The sequence below is a fragment of the Cetobacterium sp. genome, from assembly GCF_051653945.1.
In the GTDB taxonomy this organism is placed as follows: Bacteria; Fusobacteriota; Fusobacteriia; order Fusobacteriales; family Fusobacteriaceae; genus Cetobacterium_A.
In genome coordinates this window covers 1-18830 of the sequence record NZ_JBOFXD010000045.1, presented here as the reverse complement: position 1 = coordinate 18830, position 18830 = coordinate 1, and the positions used below count along the sequence as shown (strand labels likewise).

17 protein-coding genes and 1 pseudogene are annotated in these 18830 nt (G+C 26.4%); all 18 read right to left on the bottom strand.

Translation table 11 applies throughout. The features are described 5' to 3' along the window. Positions 1-12: 12 nt before the first annotated feature. Positions 13-2376, bottom strand: coding sequence for a hypothetical protein (locus ACRC8M_RS04555; RefSeq protein WP_438528061.1), 2364 nt, complete (start codon positions 2374-2376; stop codon positions 13-15). Positions 2377-2493: 117 nt separating this feature from the next. Next, positions 2494-3309 carry an outer membrane beta-barrel protein gene (locus ACRC8M_RS04550; protein ID WP_438528060.1) on the bottom strand — a complete coding sequence of 272 codons (816 nt, stop codon included), beginning with the start codon at positions 3307-3309 and terminating at the stop codon, positions 2494-2496. Positions 3310-3480: 171 nt separating this feature from the next. Then, positions 3481-4872, bottom strand: coding sequence for an MBOAT family O-acyltransferase (locus ACRC8M_RS04545; protein WP_438528059.1), 1392 nt, complete (start codon positions 4870-4872; stop codon positions 3481-3483). After that, entirely contained in the window at positions 4873-6558 is a 1686-nt protein-coding gene (locus tag ACRC8M_RS04540; RefSeq protein ID WP_438528058.1) for an alginate O-acetyltransferase AlgX-related protein, read from the bottom strand. A 54-nt stretch (positions 6559-6612) separates the two neighbouring features. Further along, positions 6613-7809 (bottom strand): dTDP-glucose 4,6-dehydratase, encoded by a 1197-nt coding sequence (locus tag ACRC8M_RS04535; protein WP_438528057.1) that lies wholly within the window; start codon positions 7807-7809, stop codon positions 6613-6615. Beyond that, the gene (gene rfbD / locus ACRC8M_RS04530; protein WP_438528056.1) at positions 7809-8663 is read right to left on the bottom strand and encodes a dTDP-4-dehydrorhamnose reductase; all 855 of its coding nucleotides are present in this window, start codon (positions 8661-8663) and stop codon (positions 7809-7811) included. Before rfbD ends, ACRC8M_RS04535 begins: the two co-directional genes overlap by 1 nt. Continuing rightward, entirely contained in the window at positions 8660-9241 is a 582-nt protein-coding gene (rfbC, locus tag ACRC8M_RS04525; protein WP_438528055.1) for a dTDP-4-dehydrorhamnose 3,5-epimerase, read from the bottom strand. The genes rfbD and rfbC overlap by 4 nt, the downstream gene beginning before the upstream one ends. Positions 9242-9243: 2 nt before the next feature. Then, positions 9244-10110: a glucose-1-phosphate thymidylyltransferase RfbA gene (gene rfbA, locus ACRC8M_RS04520; protein ID WP_438528054.1), complete on the bottom strand. Its 867-nt coding sequence runs from the start codon at positions 10108-10110 to the stop codon at positions 9244-9246. A gap of 18 nt (positions 10111-10128) precedes the next feature. Next, positions 10129-11061: a hypothetical protein gene (locus tag ACRC8M_RS04515; protein WP_438528053.1), complete on the bottom strand. Its 933-nt coding sequence runs from the start codon at positions 11059-11061 to the stop codon at positions 10129-10131. Between the two features lie 10 nt (positions 11062-11071). Further along, complete coding sequence (locus tag ACRC8M_RS04510) at positions 11072-12493, bottom strand: MBOAT family O-acyltransferase (RefSeq protein WP_438528052.1); 1422 nt, start codon at positions 12491-12493, stop codon at positions 11072-11074. A gap of 35 nt (positions 12494-12528) precedes the next feature. Further along, a complete protein-coding gene (locus ACRC8M_RS04505) occupies positions 12529-13470 on the bottom strand; it encodes a beta-ketoacyl-ACP synthase III (RefSeq protein ID WP_438528051.1) in 942 nt (313 codons plus the stop codon). After that, entirely contained in the window at positions 13463-14026 is a 564-nt protein-coding gene (locus tag ACRC8M_RS04500; RefSeq protein WP_438528050.1) for an acyltransferase, read from the bottom strand. Before ACRC8M_RS04500 ends, ACRC8M_RS04505 begins: the two co-directional genes overlap by 8 nt. A 1-nt stretch (position 14027) precedes the next feature. Beyond that, positions 14028-15152: a DegT/DnrJ/EryC1/StrS family aminotransferase gene (locus tag ACRC8M_RS04495; RefSeq protein ID WP_438528049.1), complete on the bottom strand. Its 1125-nt coding sequence runs from the start codon at positions 15150-15152 to the stop codon at positions 14028-14030. Positions 15153-15166: 14 nt separating this feature from the next. Then, a complete protein-coding gene (locus ACRC8M_RS04490; protein ID WP_438528048.1) occupies positions 15167-16600 on the bottom strand; it encodes a lipopolysaccharide biosynthesis protein in 1434 nt (477 codons plus the stop codon). Then, positions 16584-17516, bottom strand: a complete 933-nt coding sequence (locus tag ACRC8M_RS04485) for a glycosyltransferase (protein WP_438528047.1) — start codon at positions 17514-17516, stop codon at positions 16584-16586. Before ACRC8M_RS04485 ends, ACRC8M_RS04490 begins: the two co-directional genes overlap by 17 nt. 138 nt (positions 17517-17654) lie before the next feature. Continuing rightward, positions 17655-17747: an IS3 family transposase gene (locus tag ACRC8M_RS04480; RefSeq protein ID WP_438528063.1), complete on the bottom strand. Its 93-nt coding sequence runs from the start codon at positions 17745-17747 to the stop codon at positions 17655-17657. A 197-nt stretch (positions 17748-17944) separates the two neighbouring features. Then, positions 17945-18058, bottom strand: coding sequence for an IS3 family transposase (locus tag ACRC8M_RS04475; protein ID WP_438528062.1), 114 nt, complete (start codon positions 18056-18058; stop codon positions 17945-17947). Between the two features lie 605 nt (positions 18059-18663). Further along, positions 18664-18830, bottom strand: a pseudogene (locus tag ACRC8M_RS04470) (D-glycero-beta-D-manno-heptose-7-phosphate kinase); the annotation flags it as partial.

Below are 18830 nucleotides of genomic sequence, written 5' to 3'. Positions count from 1 at the left end.
TTTTTAAATAGTTTAAAATACTTTTACACTTCCAATATACTCTCTTTTATAATCTCTGAGCTCTACTGCAACCATTTTACTTAGAATACTATTGAGTTCACTTTGAACATTTAGTAGGTCTTTATTTATTTTGTACCTCTCTTTGTCATTTGGTTCTCTCATATCTTTAGAAAGCCTTGTATTTTCTAGTAACTTTATTTTCAAACTATTCTTTCTATTTAAACTTTTTAAATATTCCTTTGATATCTCTATATATTGTTTCTCTCTTAAACCTATATCAGAGCTCATACTAATATCTCCACTTTCTAAAATAACAGCTCGTTTCTCTCCAACAGTATATTCTTTTAAAATAGTTTCATATATTTTCTCTTCACTTCTTAGAGAGTTTAACTCTAAATTTATATATCTATCCTCCCCATCTAATAGAATCTTTTCCAACTTTATATTTGAAACTATACTATTTGATTTTATATAATTAGATATATCTCTAAAACTGATATCTCTGATTTTATTTAACTCTATACCCAAGTTATTATACTCATAAAATATCTCTTTTGTTTCTGCATTTTTCTTTCTTAAATCTATCTCTAAACTCATAGAGTTCATAAGATTATCTAATGCTTTCATTATATCTCTATAATTTGAATACTCTTTTAAATAATCATATCTCTTTTGAGTAGTTTGTAAGAAAAAATTTATATAAAAGTCTGGAAACTCATTTACTAGCTTTTCTTTTATTTTTTTCTCTTCACTACTATTTTTTAAATTTAAGTTTATCATATACTCTGTTGGAATATATAGATAATTTTTATCTCCAGTTTTCAATCTTTTTTCAGTACTATCAATACTTCCTTTAGGAAAAACTGAGGTTATCTCTATATATTTTAACTTCTCCACACTAACTCCAGACCTATTTACTAAAAACTCTTTTATTAAAATTTCATTTAAATCAAAAGGAGTTTTATCTGGATTTAACCCCTCTTTTATCTCTTTATGAGTTAGTTGTAAAGTTACACTCTCTTTAGAATAGCTATTTATTCCTATAAAGCAAAATAATATTAGTGCCGTTACACCTTTTTTAAATTTTTTAAATGAGTGATAAAAATTCTTTAAAAGTCCCATCATAACTCCTAAGAACACTCCCATAACAGCTCCTACCATCAATATTAATTTAGCTTTTGAAGTTGATACAACCTCTATTGGAGAGGCTATTTTTATTATAGCTCCATTATTTATATAGTTTTCTTTAACTTCTAAAATATTAATCTCTTGAACTATAGCATTATAATTTTTAATAATATCTTTTAAAGATTCTAATATATACTCTTTTTCAACTTCTGTTCCTACTTTTAAATTTTTACTTATATAGATCAATTCATCTAGCTGTTCTTGTATATCTATTAATTCACTCTCTGTTTTTAAATAGCTATCCATTAACTCTACATAATATCTCTCCCTTTGATTATCCTCTATAGTTAATTTAACTCCTTTAGGAACTATCACACTCTCCCCTTCAAATCTATAGCTATTTAAAAGCTTTTTATAGTTATTTGCTTCCTCTTTTTTCTCTCTAATACTATTTTCAAGAACTACCTTTCTGTTCAAAAACTCACTTTGAAACTTTTCAGGACTTCTAACTATATTTGTTGCTAAAAGATAGTTTCTTAAATCTTGGATTTTTATATTTTCTAAACTTTCAAGATCTAATTGAATCTTTCTATATCCAAACCCATAAGATGCATAATCAATTCTTGTTTTTTCTCTCTCACCTATTAAATTTTTTAATGACTGCTTTCTTTCATTAAGTATTCTCAGATAATCCTCATAATTATATTTTTTATCATTTAAAATAGATAAATCAAAATATTTAAACATATATCTTGATTCATTTAATGATCTATAGTACTTATTTAAAGATTTATAATAATCATTTAAAACCTTTTCACTTTCCTCTATACTTCCAACTCTTAAACTAATTCTATAGCTACTTGGCGTATAGTCTAAACTTTGTCCATTTTTTGCTAAAAACTCTTTTTTTTCAATAATATCTTTTGGAATAATCTCTTCTATCTTAAACTTTTTTTGAAATTCATCTAAAGAGATTTTATTTTTTTCCCTTATATTATTTTCTCTATAAACTTTTTCTAACACGTTACTTACTAACAGATTATCCTCTTTGTATCCATCTATTACACTAAAAATTGTAGAAGCTTTTGTTGATTTATCTTTTTCATATAAGGCTCCTCCTAATGATAGCAATAGTGTTAAAATCATTGTTAGAAAAATAGTTTTTTTCTCTTTTGCAAGAATTATAAGCAGTTCCATTAAATCTATTTCGTCACTTTGATCAATATTATTAGATACTTGGTATTCCATCTTCCCCTCTTTTTATCTCTTTTTATTATATGTAAGTATAGCATATAACAAAAAAATTAAACAGCTTAAACCCTTTTCTGTATCAGGTTTAAGCTGTTTATTATATAACTTATTTAATTAAAAACTAAATTTATATCCAAATCCTAAAGTAACTCTTGAGTAATCAAAATCTTTCTTTCCAAAATCATAACTTTCTCCATCATACTCTTCCTTTAACTTAGCTTTAGCTTCATTAACTTGATACATTAAATCTACATAGAAGTTCTCATATTCCACTCCTGCTCCTACTCCATAGTATAAACCATTTTCTATATCAGTTTTAAATTTACTTGATCCAGACTCTTCATAAATATCTTGTTCATAAGAACTTGTGTATGAGTAAAAATCTTTTGCATCTTTATCTTTTATATTAAAAGAATATCCTAAAGTTGCCTTTAAATATGGTTTCCATGCTGTTCCTGTTTCAAAGTTATATTTTGCAATAGCATATAACGGAACTGAATCAAACTTAGGCATTTCTGTTTCATTAGTTGATGACCAATTTCCATCAAAATCTGTTATTGTTCTAGATTTTGGTTTTGCATGATTTTGATAAGCTACTCCAAGTCCTAACTCAAAATTGTTTGTAATATTTCTTGTTCCTTCTAATGCAATCTCAAATCCTAAATCTTTTGTATCTTTTTTATTAAACTTAGTATTACCATAATCATCATTAGACTTCCACTCATCATACTCTGACCATACATCTAATCCCACTTTTCCATAGATATTATATAATGGTGTATATGCAACTACTACTGGTACTACCTCAACTATAACAGGTACTACTACTACCTCTTTTGAACTTTCTACTGATGCTACCGCTACTTCTTTAGCATATGATGTTGCTCCAACTAATAATAATGTTCCTAAAATTAATGGTATTTTTTTCATCTTGAATCCCCTCCATTTTTAAAATACGTGTTCATTTAAATTTAACACATTTCTTCTATTTTATCTATTTGAAAAATTTTTTTTAATTTCTTCAAGAATAAAAAATAGAAAAATCAGACTAAAAATCTAGTCTGATTTTTTTTTATTTCAAAATTTATAATGTAAAATTCATTAAAATCTAAAATATATAAATGGATTATATGTTGATGCTGAAATTATTACCATTGAAATTGCTAAAATTATTAAAGAAAAAGTATTGAATAATAATCTATTTATTTTCAATCTATTTTCTAAAGTTATAAATCTAAATACCGAAATTGAAGCTAGTATACTTATAAATAAAATCAACAGTACTTTATTATCTAAATAATACCAAATATTATATCCAACTTCTGTATTTTTTGTAATCCCAAACATAACTTTAAAAAAATTATTCGCATGTAATAAATTATCAGCTCTAAATAATACCCACCCAATTATAAATACTATTACCGTATAAAAATGTCTTAATATTTTTTGCCAATTTTTATTATATTTTTCAATATTTATTTTTTTCTCTAATATTATAAACACCCCATGCCATATTCCCCAAAGAATAAAAGTCCAGTTAGCACCATGCCATACCCCAGTAGCTAAAAATACGATAAATAAATTTATATAATTTCTTATCTTTCCAACTCTATTTCCTCCTAATGGAATATATAAATATTCTCTAAACCAACTTCCTAATGAAATATGCCATCTTCTCCAAAATTCTGTTATACTTTTTGAAACATATGGATAGTTAAAGTTTTCTAAAAAATTAAATCCAAAAACTTTTCCTAAACCAATAGCCATATCTGAATAACCACTAAAATCAAAATAAAGCTGTAATGAATATGCAACTACCCCTAACCAAGCTATTTTAAAGTCAATTAAGTTAGTATCTAATACAAAAATTTTATCAGCTACTTGTCCTAAAGTGTTAGCTAAGATTATTTTTTTCCCTAATCCAAAAGAAAATCTTTTTAAGCCATCATATATATTTTCCAACGTGTCTTCTCTTTTGCTCATTTCTTTTTGTATATCATGGTATTTTACAATTGGTCCTGCTATTAACTGAGGAAATAATGATATATAAAGTGCTAATTTATATATATCTTTCTGTGGTTCCACATCTCTTCTATAAACATCTACAACATATGATAATCCTTGAAATATAAAGAAAGATATACCTATTGGCATAACTACATTAATTGTAGGGAAATCGTCCCAATATAATTTATTAAAATTTTGTACAGCAAAATTATAGTACTTAAAATAAAATAGAATACTTAAATTTAATCCTACTGAAATCCATAAAATTATTTTTTTATGTTCTATTTTTTCTATTAAAATTCCAGAAATATAATTTAAAAAAATTACTATTAACATTATACTTAAATATCTAGGTTCTCCCCATGCATAAAACATTAAACTTCCTACTAATAATACATAATTTCTCAATTTTTGTTTAACATTAAAATATATCAAAAGTATCACGGGGAAAAATATACCTAAAAAAACTAATGAACTAAATAACACTTATATCTCCTCCTCTAATTTTGGTAAATTATTTTCCAAAACTCCAATGTACCTTTCTACTATTTCATGAATTACTATGTCTGGCTTAAACTCTTTTATTTTATTTTGAAAATTATTGAAATCATGTCTCCAAATATACTCAACTTCACCAAATGTTTCTGAAATATATGGAGTCATAGATAATATAAAAGAATCTCTAAAAATTAAAACTTTATATTTTTTTGAAGATTTTGTTAAAACTCCATTTAAATCTTCATTTTTTATATAACTGAATTTTTGATTTTTCAATCTCATCGTCTTATACTTTATATTTTTATAAGTGTCAAAGTTTATATTTAGCATTCCTAATAAATCTCCACCATAAGGTGCAAAACCTATATTTAATTCCTCCTCTTCAACAGCTTTTATCTCTGGAAAATCTTTTTTTATTTCATCTATTAGTCTTTTATAACCGATATATCCTCCATATTCATTCCAATGAGTATCTGTTTTCCAATAAACTAAATTTTCTTTTTTTTCTTTGATTAACTCCTCATATGGATAAATAAGGTTTATATTTTTATTTCTTAAATATTCTCTTAATTGATATCCTTTTCCAAATAAATTTATTTGATTAATATAATCAGGATAATATTCCTTATAAATTTTATTTTTATCTGGGGCAATAAAAGTATAATATTTTATATTTTGCTTTTTTAACCATTCTTCTCTATTTTTTAAATTATCTTCAATATTTTTTAGTTGAATTTCTGTAAATAAATTTATATTTTGGAAATTTTTTATTGAATTATCTCCTTTGTAAAATATCCACCCCTCTTTTCCAACTAAAGCTCTTTCATTCTCTATTCTCCCTATAAGAATGGCATTAATTTTTTCATAAAAATTAATTATTTCTCTTCTTTTATAAAAATGATCATTCAACCAACTTTCAGTTTCTTTTCCATAATTCATATTTAATAACTTGCCTTTTATTAATTTAGACTTCAAAGACAAATTTCTATTTTCTATTTTATCAATTTTTTCACTATCAATTTTTATAACTGGAAGTAGTAGTATTATAAAAAATAATACTATGTAAAGTAATTTATTCCAACTTAAAAAATTTCTTTTTTTATCAGCGTATTCTAATAATTTAAATACTCCAAAAAATATAATACTTATTAAAGTTATGCTTTGTAAAATATCAAACTCTTTATTTTTTTTATTTTCTATTAAATCATTATTTAAAATAATATATGGGTCAATTTGATTCGATTGTAGAATTATTGTATCTTTATTTACCTCTTCTTTTTCTATATGATTTTTTGAAAACTTTATTAAATCTTTTGGAGATATAAATATTTTTTTATCACCAATTATTTTTATTTCTTTTATTTTTATTTCTCCTGGTGCTTCTCCTAAATCAATTCTTAATTTTTTTAAATTTTCTACATCTTTCAATTCTAATACTAATTTTTGAAATTCATTTTTTCCTAATATTTTATCTCTAAAAGACTCAATTTCATTAAAAGGCTTATCTACGTCTTGAGTATAAAAAATTTGGAAATTCATATCTTTTTTATTTAATAAAGTAATCTGGAGTTTTATATCTCTATTTATTTCCAAATATTCTTTTAAATTCCAGAAACTAATCAGACTTATTATTAAAGATATTATTAGTAATATTATTTTTTTATTTTTTTTCATTCAATTTCCCTCTACAAAAATTTTCCCAGAGATTTTAATCTCTGGGAATGTTTTTTATCTGTTATTATACATCTCTTCATAATATTTCTGATAATCTCCTGAGGCTACTTCCTCTACCCATCCTTGATTATCCAGATACCATCTAATAGTTTTCTCTATTCCCTCTGTAAACGGTGTTTCAGGATACCATCCAAGTTCTGTTACTATCTTAGTTGGATCAATGGCATATCTTGCATCATGCCCTAATCTATCCTGTACATAAGTTATCAGATCATAATTGATATTAACTAAATCCGTGCTTAAAACTGCCTGATACTTCGGTTCCTCTCTCATGATTCTAGCTATTGTATCTATAGTAAGTTTTACTATGTTGATATTTTGCTCCTCATTAAATCCACCAATATTATATATCTCATGTGCCTTAGCACTAGATATAACCATATCTATTCCTTTACAGTGATCCATCACATACAGCCAATCTCTAACGTTATCTCCCTTTCCATAAACAGGAAGTTTCTTTCCAGCTAATATATTTTTAATAATTAGTGGAATTAACTTCTCTGGAAAGTGATAGGGCCCATAGTTATTTGAGCATCTTGTTATATTAAATGGAAACTTATATGTTTCTCCATATGCCATAACTATCATGTCTGATGATGTTTTAGATGCTGAATATGGACTTCTTGGATCTAGTGGAGTACTTTCTGTAAACATCTTCTCTCCATAAGTTTGAAGATTAGTTCTTCCAGTTGCAATTGCAGCCACTGCTTCATCTAAAATAAGTTCTCTTGAGATGTCCCAATCTTTGTTTAAACTTCCATATACCTCATCTGTTGAAACATGATGGAATTTTTTTCCCTCTTTGTAGATTGGATATCCATTTGAATCTTTCCCAACTGTCCAGAAAGTTTTAGCAACTTCCATTAGATTTTGTGTTCCAAGTATGTTTGTTTCTAAGAATATCTGAGGATTTTCAATACTTCTATCCACATGACTCTCCGCTGCAAAGTTTACAACATAATCTACATCATGTTGCATAAATATATTTTCAACTAGTTCTCTGTTACAAATATCACCTTTAACAAAAGAAACTCTAGAGTCTTTTAACTCCTCTCTTATTGTTCCAAGATTTCCCGCATAAGTCAGTTTATCTAGAATAACTAACTTTATATCCTCATACTTTTCTAACATATATTTAACAAAGTTTGCACCAATAAATCCTGCTCCACCTGTTACTAAGTAAGTTTTCATTAAAGTTCCCCCTTCTCTCTCATCTCATTTAGGAATCTATCTATTCCACTTTCCCAAGTTGGAATTTTCTCTCCTATAACTGTCTCTAATTTGCTACTATCAAGCTTTGAATACTCAGCTCTTTTTGCTGGAAGAACGAAGTCACTACTTTTAGCTCTATTTAGAGTTCCTTCCCATCCAATAGAATATAAAACATATTTTGCTTGATCATATTTTGAGGCCACTCCAGTGTTACTTAGGTGGTATAACCCATACTTTTTAGTTTCAAGAAGTTTTAATGAGTATAACGCTAAATCATATGAGTATGTAGGAACAGAGATTTGATCATCTACTATTCCTAAAGTATCTCTAGACTTACTCCAGTTTATAACTTGTCTATTAAAGTTATTATTAGCTATTCCAAACACCCATGATGTTCTTACTACAAAACTTTTATCATAAGCCTCTAATACTAATCTTTCTCCCTCAGCTTTAGCTTCTGAATATACAGAAAGTGGCACAGGAATATCCTCTTCTGTATATGGAGTATTTTTACTTCCGTCAAAAACAAAGTCTGTAGAATATGTTATATAATCTGCTCCTATCTCTTTAGCAACTAATGCTAAATCTCTTGGTGCATAAGCGTTTAATTTATAGCACATCTCCACTTCTTCCTCTGCTTTATCCACATTGTTATAAGCAGCACAATTTATAATACGATTTATATTTTTATCTTTTACAAACTCTCTCACTGCATCTATATTTGTAATATCTAACTCTTTATAGTCTGTTGCTATAAAATCTAGATTTCTTTCTTTAAATATTCTTTGAAAATCATGTCCTAACTGTCCATTAGCTCCAGTAATTAATATCATCCTATTACTACACCGCTCTCTACAAACTCTTGCAATGTTTGTTGTTTTTTATCTTTATCAGAAAGTAGAATCTCATCTGCTGATAATCCATATTTTTCAAAGTTCCAATCTATACCTATATCAGAATCATTCCATAACACTCCTGAGTCAAACTCTGGGGCATAATGATCTGTACATTTATATTGAAACTCTGTGTTATCTTCTAATGTTAAAAAACCATGAGCAAATCCAGGTGGAATATAAAACATCTTTTTATTGTCAGCGCTTAATTCCACTAGATAATGTTTTCCAAAAGTAGGGCTATCTTTTCTAAGATCTACTGCTACATCTAAAACAGATCCAGCTGTAACTCTAACTAGTTTTCCTTGAACATGTTGCGTTTGAAAGTGTAATCCTCTTAATACACCTTTTTTAGATTTCGAGTGATTGTCTTGAACAAACTCAACGTCCATTCCAATTTCAGAGAAGTCTTTTTTAGAGTAACTCTCCATAAAAAAACCTCTATTATCTCCAAATACAGTTGGCTCTATTACTATTAAATCTTTTATTCCTGTTTCAACTCTTTTAAATTTACTCATGATTACTCCTTTATTAGATTCATTAGATATTCACCATAGTGTGATTTTAACAATGGTTTTGCTAACTCCTCTACCTTCTCTTTAGATATCCATCCATTTTTATAAGCAATCTCTTCTAAACAAGCTACCATTACACCTTGTCTACTTTGAATTGTTTTTACAAAATTAGATGCTTCTAAAAGACCATCATGAGTTCCTGTATCAAGCCATGCCATTCCTCTTCCTAAGCTTAATACATTTAGTGTTCCTTCATTTAGATATATCTCATTTAGTGTTGTTATCTCTAACTCTCCTCTATGAGATGGTTTAACAGATTTGGCTTTTTCTACAACAGTGTTGTCATAGAAATATAGCCCTGGTATTGCAAAATTAGATTTTGGTTTCTCTGGTTTTTCCTCTAAAGATATAGCTTTACCATTTTCATCAAACTCTACTACACCAAAAGATTTAGGGTTATTTACATAATATCCAAATATTGTCGCTCCAGTTTCTCTTTTAGCTGCTTCTTTAACTATTCCTGTAAGTCCATGTCCATAAAACATATTATCTCCAAGAACTAGTGCACACGCATCATTTCCTATGAAATTTTCTCCTATGATAAATGCCTCTGCAAGACCATTTGGATGTTCTTGAATAGCATACTCTATTTTAAGTCCAAAATCACTTCCATTACCTAATAATTCCTCAAAAGTTCCAATATCTCTAGGAGTTGATATTACTAAAATATCTTTAATTCCTGCTAACATAAGAACAGACAGTGGATAATAGATAAGTGGTTTATCGTATATCGGTGTTATTTGCTTACTAATTGCTTTTGTTACAGGATATAGTCTCGTTCCTGACCCTCCTGCTAGTATGATTCCTTTCATGCTCCACCCCTTTAAATTTTAATTCTTTATTGCTAATTCTTCTAATACTATCTCTGTAAATTTTTCAGCACCTTTTTGATTTAAATGATCGTCATCAAAAAATAAGTCTAAATTATTTTCAAATCTCTTATCATGTGAATAATCTAAATATGTAACTTTATATCCAATTTTTGAAAAAACTATTTCTAAATTATTATAAATTCTTTCTTTATAATTATGAATTCCAACTCTTTCATTATATAAGTACGTTTGAGGTGTTGCTAATAAAATTGGCTTCAAGTTATTTTCTTTACAAAATTTTAAAATTTCTACCAATTTATTAATTCCTACATCAATAGGTTGATTTAACTTTTTATCACTTATTCCAAGATGTCTAGCTACTGTTGTATCAGCTTCTTTCACCTTCTCTTCAAACTCTAAATCATTTGGATATTTCATTCCTATATCCAATATTTTTCTAGATTTAATACAATTAATAAAATACTTTAAAATTTCTATACTATTTTTTCCAGTATGCAATAAAGGAAAATATCTTTTTAAATAAAACTGTTCTTTATCACCTTTATAAATTTGAGAAAAATCTAAAAATGAATAATATCTATCTGTTAAATCTAAAAATTCATATCCTTGATAAAAACTAAAAATTGAAATTGGAATAATGACTACTCCACCTTTTACTAAATTGTCCTTATATTTTTTCAATACCTCTAAATCATAATATAGAGGCTGTGATGAGCTTCCTAAATTATAATTTTTAGAAGAATTATTATATCTAAATCCATACTGCCCATGAGATGATCCTAAATTTATAATTTCTAAATTGTTTGGAACCCTTAAATATTTATTATTTTCATCAATTTTATATTTGTAAAGATTTCCAAATAAAAAAATTCCTAAAAGGATAAAAATAAACAAAGTAACCTTCAATATTAAATATTTTTTTGTTTTCATTTTTCCTCCATTAAAAATTAAAATATAAAAATGTAGCTACTCTATTAAGTAAAAGTATTCCTAAGCTAATACAAATTAAAAACTCTCCTAGAGTGACGCAATTAAATTTCATATTTTTATTTTTTTCAAAGGAATTTTTAAATACTAAAGTAATAATTATTGATACTAAAATCAATACCATACTAACTTTATTTCCTAAATAAGGGTTAGCAATTTCTCTATAATTTAAAGTTATAAAACTTCTCAAACTTCTAAAATCTATCATTGCTTTTAATACTTTAAAAGCCCCTGATAAATTTTTTGCTCTGAAAAATACCCAGAATATATTTACAAAAAATAAGGTAATGCTCCATCCTAAAATTAATGGCATCTTATAACCTTTACTTTTCCATATTCTATGTATCAATATAGCAGTTCCATGAAGTGCTCCCCAAATTATAAAGTTCCATCCTGCTCCATGCCAAATTCCACTAGATAAAAAAATTATTAATAGATTTCTTAAAGTTTTTAGCTCACCTTTTCTATTTCCTCCTAATGGAATATAAAGATAATTAGTTAAAAATCTTCCTAGTGTCATATGCCATCTTTTCCAAAACTCTTGAACGCTACTACTTTTGTATGGCGAGTTAAAATTCAACGGTAATACTATATTAAACATTAAAGCTATTCCCATAGCCATGTCACAGTATCCAGAGAAATCAAAATATAATTGCATAGTATAAGATATAGATGTTAACCATCCTTCTATAAAAGTTAAGCTAGTCATTTTATCAAAACCAGTATCAGCAAATGGTGCTATTGAATCTGCTATTAAAACTTTCTTAGCTAATCCTATTGAAAATAAGTATAATCCTCTATTCATATTTTCATAATTAATCTTTTTATTATTATGATTTTCAAACTGTGGTAACATCTCTTCTGGTAAAACAATTGGTCCTGCTATAAGTTGAGGGAAGAATGTTACAAATAAACAATAGCTTAAAAAATCATATTTTTGACTTTTTCCTTTATAGCTATCTATTAAAAACGATAGCTGTTGGAATGTAAAAAAGCTTATTCCAAGAGGTAGCATCAAATTTAATATTGGTAGATTTATTTTAAATATAGAATTTATATTCCCTATGAAAAAATCATAATATTTAAAATAAAATAGCATTCCAATATTAAAAATTAATCCTGCTATAAAATAGGACTTAGTGCCCCCCGAACATCGATATTTTTTTGATAAAACAGTTCCTAAAAAGTAATTAACTAAAATAGAAACCAATATCAATAATGTATACTTCGGATTAAAATATGAATAAAAATACAATGAGCAAAATACTAAAAATCCTTTTGCCCATTTTTCTTTTCCATAACTATTCAATAAGAAATATCCTATCAAAGTTAATGGCAAAAACATAAATATAAAAACGAATGAATTAAATAACATTATATTTTCCTTCTTAATAATTTAATTGTTTTAACTTATATTTTTTCATTGTATTCAAATAATAGAACTCCAGATGATAATCCTGCTCCAAATGAGAATAAAGCTACTTTTGAGCCTAAATCTAGTTTTTGTTCTTTATTTACTTCATCTAAAGCTATTCCTATTGATGCAGAAGAGGTATTTCCATATTTTTCAACATTTGAATAAAATAAATTTTTATCTACTTTTAACTTTTTTGCTATTCCATCTATAATTCTAGTATTAGCTTGATGAGGTATAAAAATATCTATCTCTTCTTTAGCTAAATTTGTTTCTAAGCAAACTTTTTCAATCAATCTAGTTCCTTCTTTTACTGCATACTTAAAAACTTCTTTACCTTCCATTTTTATAAATGGGTCAACAACTAAAACTTTATGGTTTTCACCATCTGAAGAGATTTCTATTTTTTTTATTATATTTTTTGAAGTATTTGATAAAACTAAAGCTGATGCTCCATCACCAAATAAAACCGCTGTATTTCTATCTTGCCAATCTAAAATTTCTGAATTTTTTTCTGTACTAACAACAAGTATATTTTTATATAATCCTGATTTTATATAAGCATTAGCCATACTTATAGCATATATTAATCCGCTACAAGCAGCAGTTATATCAAAACATGGAATATTTTTTAAACCTATTTTTGCTTGTAAAATACAAGCTGTTGAAGGATATCCTTTATAATCTGGCGTTGCTGTTGATAATACTATCATATCTATTTCTTCTTTTTGAACTAAATTTTTAGATAATAAATTTTGAACTGCTTTTAAAGCTAAATCCGAAGCTTTTTCATTCTTTTCAGCAATATATCTTTCTCTTATTCCAGTTCTTTCAACAATCCATTCATTTGAAGTTTCTAAAGTTTTTTCAAAATCAAAATTTGTTAATTTCTTAGTTGGTACATAGCTACCTATAGCTAAAATTCCTACATCAAACATTTTTATCCTCTTCTAATAATTGTTTTTCCAATTCTAATAAATCTTTTTTTCTAGCTTTCAATCTTTTTACTGGGTTACCAAAATAGATGCTCCATTCCTCTGTTGACTTAGTAACTAAACTATTAGCACCTATAGATGTACCTTCTCCTAATATAACTCCGGGTAATACAACTGTACTAGCTCCTACTAATGAATGCTTTTTTAAAATTACTTTTCCTTCTTCCACTTTTTTAAATTTACTAGGAACTGTCGGATTTGTTAAAAATTCACCACTATAATCATCCGAAACACTATAGAGAGTAACTCTTGATGAAATACCACTAAAATCTTCCATTTCTATTCCAGCACCACCAAAAAGAGCACTATATGCAGCTATATGAACATAATTTCCTATTTTTATATCACCACTTAAAATACAAAAATCATCAATTCTAACATTGCTTCCTATTTCAATTTTTTCTGGTAAATAAATGCTACATTTATCACTAATTAAAACATTTTCACCTAGTGATTTAAAACCAATTTTTTTTAATTCTTCTCTTGTATAAAAAGCCATCTTATTCTCCTATCTTCTTTATTGCTTTACAAATATAATCTACAATTTCTAAATCCAAATCTCCATATATTGGTAGTGTTAAAACTCTATCAGATATATACTTAGCATTTTTTAGCTCTATATTCTTATATTCTTCTTTATAACAATTAAAATCTGTTATTAATGGATAAAAGTATTTTCTTGTAAAAATATTATATTTTTGTAACTCATTAAATAGTTGGTCTCTTGTTTTACCAAATCTATCTTCATCAATTACTATTGGAAAATATGAGTAATTATGTTTAACATCTTCTAAATCATAAATAAAATTAATTCCTTCTATAGCACCTAAATGTATTTTATACCTATTTGTAATCTCTTTTCTTTTTTGAATTTGCTCATCAATATATCTTAAATTAACAATCCCCATAGCAGCTTGAAACTCATTCATTTTACAATTTAATCCAACTGCTTCAACTGTTTCCGGTCCTGTTATTCCAAAATTTTTATATAATCTTAATTTTTTTTGCAACTCAGAGTTATTATATGTTAAAGCTCCTCCTTCAATACTATTAAAAACTTTTGTAGCATGTAAGCTAAACATCGAAATATCTCCAAAACTTCCAATACCTTTATCTTTAATCTCTACACCAAAAGCATGAGCAGCATCATATAAAATTTTTAAGTTATACTTTTTAGCAATCTCTTCTATCTTATCTACGTCACAAGGATTCCCAAATACATGAACAGGCATTATGGCAACTGTTTTTTCTGTTATTAAGCTCTCTATTTTCTCTGCATCTAAATTATAAGTTTCCATCTCTATATCACAAAATACAGGCTTTAATCCACAATTTACTATTGCATGTGTTGTAGAAGCAAAAGTAAATGGAGTTGTTATTACTTCTCCGCCTTCTTCTAATTCTAATGCTTTTAAAGCTATCTCTAAAGCTAAATGTCCATTACTACACAATGTTGTATTTTCTACTTTTAAATACTCGATTAATCTTTTTTTTAACTCTTCATGCAATGGCCCCATATTAGTTAACCAATGAGATTCCCAAATTTTTTCTATTTCTTTAGAAAATTCTGAAAACGGTGGTAAAAAAGATTTTGTAACCAATATTTTTTCTTTTAATATCTTCAATATTCTTCCCCCTTTTACTTTCTTTTCAATGTTTTTAATATATATATATAACATTCTAATTTTAAACTATATGATAAACCTAAATACACGGCTACTCCTACTAAAATTTGAAATAAAATCAAAATTAAATTTGATAAATAAAATCTAGATAGTAACATTATAATTACCCCCATTATTGACGAAAGAATCAATGAAGGTAATACATCTTTTATTTGCTCCAAATATGCATAATCCAATAGTTTTTTATTAGGGTATCCATTTATAAAAGATGCCAATATTCCCGATATCAGTACTCCTATTGCTATTGCAAAAACTCCATATTTTAAAGAAATAACTAAAATTATTAAACCAATTATTTTTTTTATTATCTCTAACTTTAAAAATATATCACTTCTGCCAATAGCATTTATAGCTTGTAAATTTGCAGTATGAATCGGCCACAATGCATATGAAAGGCAAAATATTCTTAAATATGGAATACACTCTAGCCACTTATCTGTTAACAATAATTTTATTAATGGTTCTGATATAACTACTAATCCTATCATCAATGGAAATATTATATACGAACTCGTTACAATTGATCTTCTCACGATTTCTTTTACTCTTAGTCGATTGTGTTGCTCTGCTACAAGAGTTGGAAACATCACAGATTGAATTGCTCCATTAAAGTTTGAAATAATTAACTGAGGAAATTGATTACCACGATTATAGTAACCCAACATAGATGGACTATAAAACTTTCCTATAACCAAGCTTGTCAAATTCATGTATAATGTATCTAATAAAGATGACGCCAATAGTTTACTTCCAAAAATAAATAATTTTTTTATTCTTTCAAATGAAAATAATAATCTAGGTCTCCATTTTACTATAATCAATAACACTACGCAAATTAATAATTGATTCATTAATTGCTGATAAACTAATGACCAAATTCCAAAGCCTTCGTAAGCTAAAACTATTCCTAATATTCCTGAACATACAATTCCTATTAAGCTACTAAAAAATTGCTTTTTAAAATCAAAAGTTTTAGCAATAAACACATTTTGGATTGAATTAAAAGCTCCTAAAAAAAGTGTTAAAGATAATACTCTTAAAATATTAACCAGTTCACTCATTTTATAAAAATTAGCTATCGTAGGTGCACATATATATAATATTACGTATAAAACTCCTGCTAATCCTAAACTTAGGTAAAATACAGATGAATAATCAGCATCATCTGTATCTTTTTTTTGTATGAGAGCTATACTAAATCCACTTTGAATAAAAACATTTGCTAAGGCTATAAAAATCATTATTATAGCTATTACTCCATAATCTTTTGGAGATAATAACCTCGCTAATACAATTTGAGTAACAAACTGTACTCCTTGAACACCTGTTCTTTCTAAGAGCTTCCAAATTAAGGAAGATACTACTTTTGTTTTAAGATTTTTTTCCATTTCTTATCCTTTTTAATACTTTATAATAAAGACTTTTATCTAGTAAAACATTATATTTAAACTTTTTTATAATTTTTAAATTTTTATTAAATTGATTATTTCTTAAATAAAATAAATTTAATTTTATAAACAGTTTAACATATCCTAAACTTAATTTACTTTTAGCTTTATCACCAAACATACTTATATTTTTTTCATAAATTATATAAAAATCTTCATTTTTTACTATTTGAGCTTGAGCACTCCAAGAAGTCCCAAAATTATCAATATGCCTATATGCTCCAAATATATCTTCAAAGTATTTAAATTTTCCAAAACTTAATAAAAACGCTTTTAAACTATAATCACAAACATATTTTACTTCTTCTATCATACTTTCATATTTTGTTAAATTTTGTTTATTTAGAAAAATATTTCTAAATACCATTGAAAGAGTCATCATTACTTTACCATCATAATGCTCTTCTAATGAATTTATATCTGAAAACTCTTTACTTCGATGATATATGTGTTGAAATTTATAGTTATTTTCAGAATCGATTACATTAATATTGTGAAATCCTCCCATATATTCTTTGTTATCTTCTAAAAATGATATCATTTTTTCTAATTTATTTTTATCCTCCCAATAGTCATCACCTTCTAGTAATGCAATGTATTCACCTTTGGCCTTTGATAATAAATCTAAAAAATTATTCCTAGCTCCTATATTTTGTTTCCTATCTATTAATCTTATTTTTTCAGGATTTTTTTGTTGATATGAGTTCAAAATTTCTGCAGTTTTATCTGATGAGCAATCATCTCCTATTAAAATTTCTAGTTCATATCTTGTCTTTTGCTTTAAAATACTTTCAATCGCTTGTGATACATACTTTTCATGATTATAAGTTAACATTATTATTGTTATTTTCTTCATCAATTCTCCTACGAACTCTAATCTTTTTTGTAAAAAATATATTCAAAAAATTTATATTTGGCGCTCTATCAAGATGGTATACAGATTTTACTTTAATTTTTTTAGAAAATATCCCCGTATAATTTCATGATATATTTTCTAAATATTTTTTTCAAATACTTCTGGAGAAAGATACCCTAAACTACTATGAAGTCTATTTTTGTTATAAAATCCTTCAATATAATCAAAAATTTGAAGCTACGTTTCTTTTTAATCTAATATTGGGTTTGAATAAATTTGTTCCTTCTTTAAACTTGAATGAAAAGATTCCATTGCTGCATTGTCGTAGCGGTTTTCTTTACCATACATAGATTGTTTGATATTGTTATCTTTCTATAATTGTTTAAATATATTGCTTCTATATTATGATTCTTTATCACTGTGTGATATTAAATTACCTTCATAAGTTTTGCAACATATTTTTGGCTTGCGATATGACCATTAGCATTTAAAATAGCTATTATTCTTGCAGAACCATAAGCTTTTCTTGAATCAGTATGAATTTTTTTATTTTATTTACTAAAATAACTTTTTCAGCTTCTTTTTTTGAACGTACGTCCTCAGTAGTTATGTATTTGTAGTATCCGTTACGTGAAGCACCACAAACCTTACATAAAATTTTAATATTATGAACTTTAGAATGAATTTTGATTAATTCAAATTTTTTGATAATAGAAACTACTTTGTGAGTCTCAAAAATATAGCCGTTGCCTTTTTTTAAATTTTATTTTCTTCTTTAATTTATTTAATTTTCTTTTTTAACTCCTTAATTTTTTTGTTCAGGAGTTAACTAATTTTCATCTCTGAAGCTAGAGAAATTTTTAAACTTTCTAACCCAAGAATGTTTAGTTTGAACAGAAAAGTCATATTCTCCTGCAATTTTTTTACAGTTTTTACGTTAGATTCTACAAGATTCTCGATTTTTTTCTGAATTCATCATTATATTTGTATTTTGACATTTGCTCCATCTACCTCAATTTATTATCTAAAACTATGGTACTAATTAAAGTAAAAAGTGTCTACTAAAAGATTATAACACCAAATTTGTTTCTTGGAATTTCATGTTTCATGCTTTAAAAGCTTATGTCTAAAAATTTATTCTATAATCCTATTTATTATAAATTCTATTGTAAAAATCTAAAATCTCTTCAGTTGTAACTGTTGATGTTCCCATTTTTCCTACTACTACACCTGCTGCAGTATTTGCTATTTTAGCAGCTTCATGCAATGTTACACCCGCTGCACTGGCTAGTGTAAATACAGATATAACCGTAT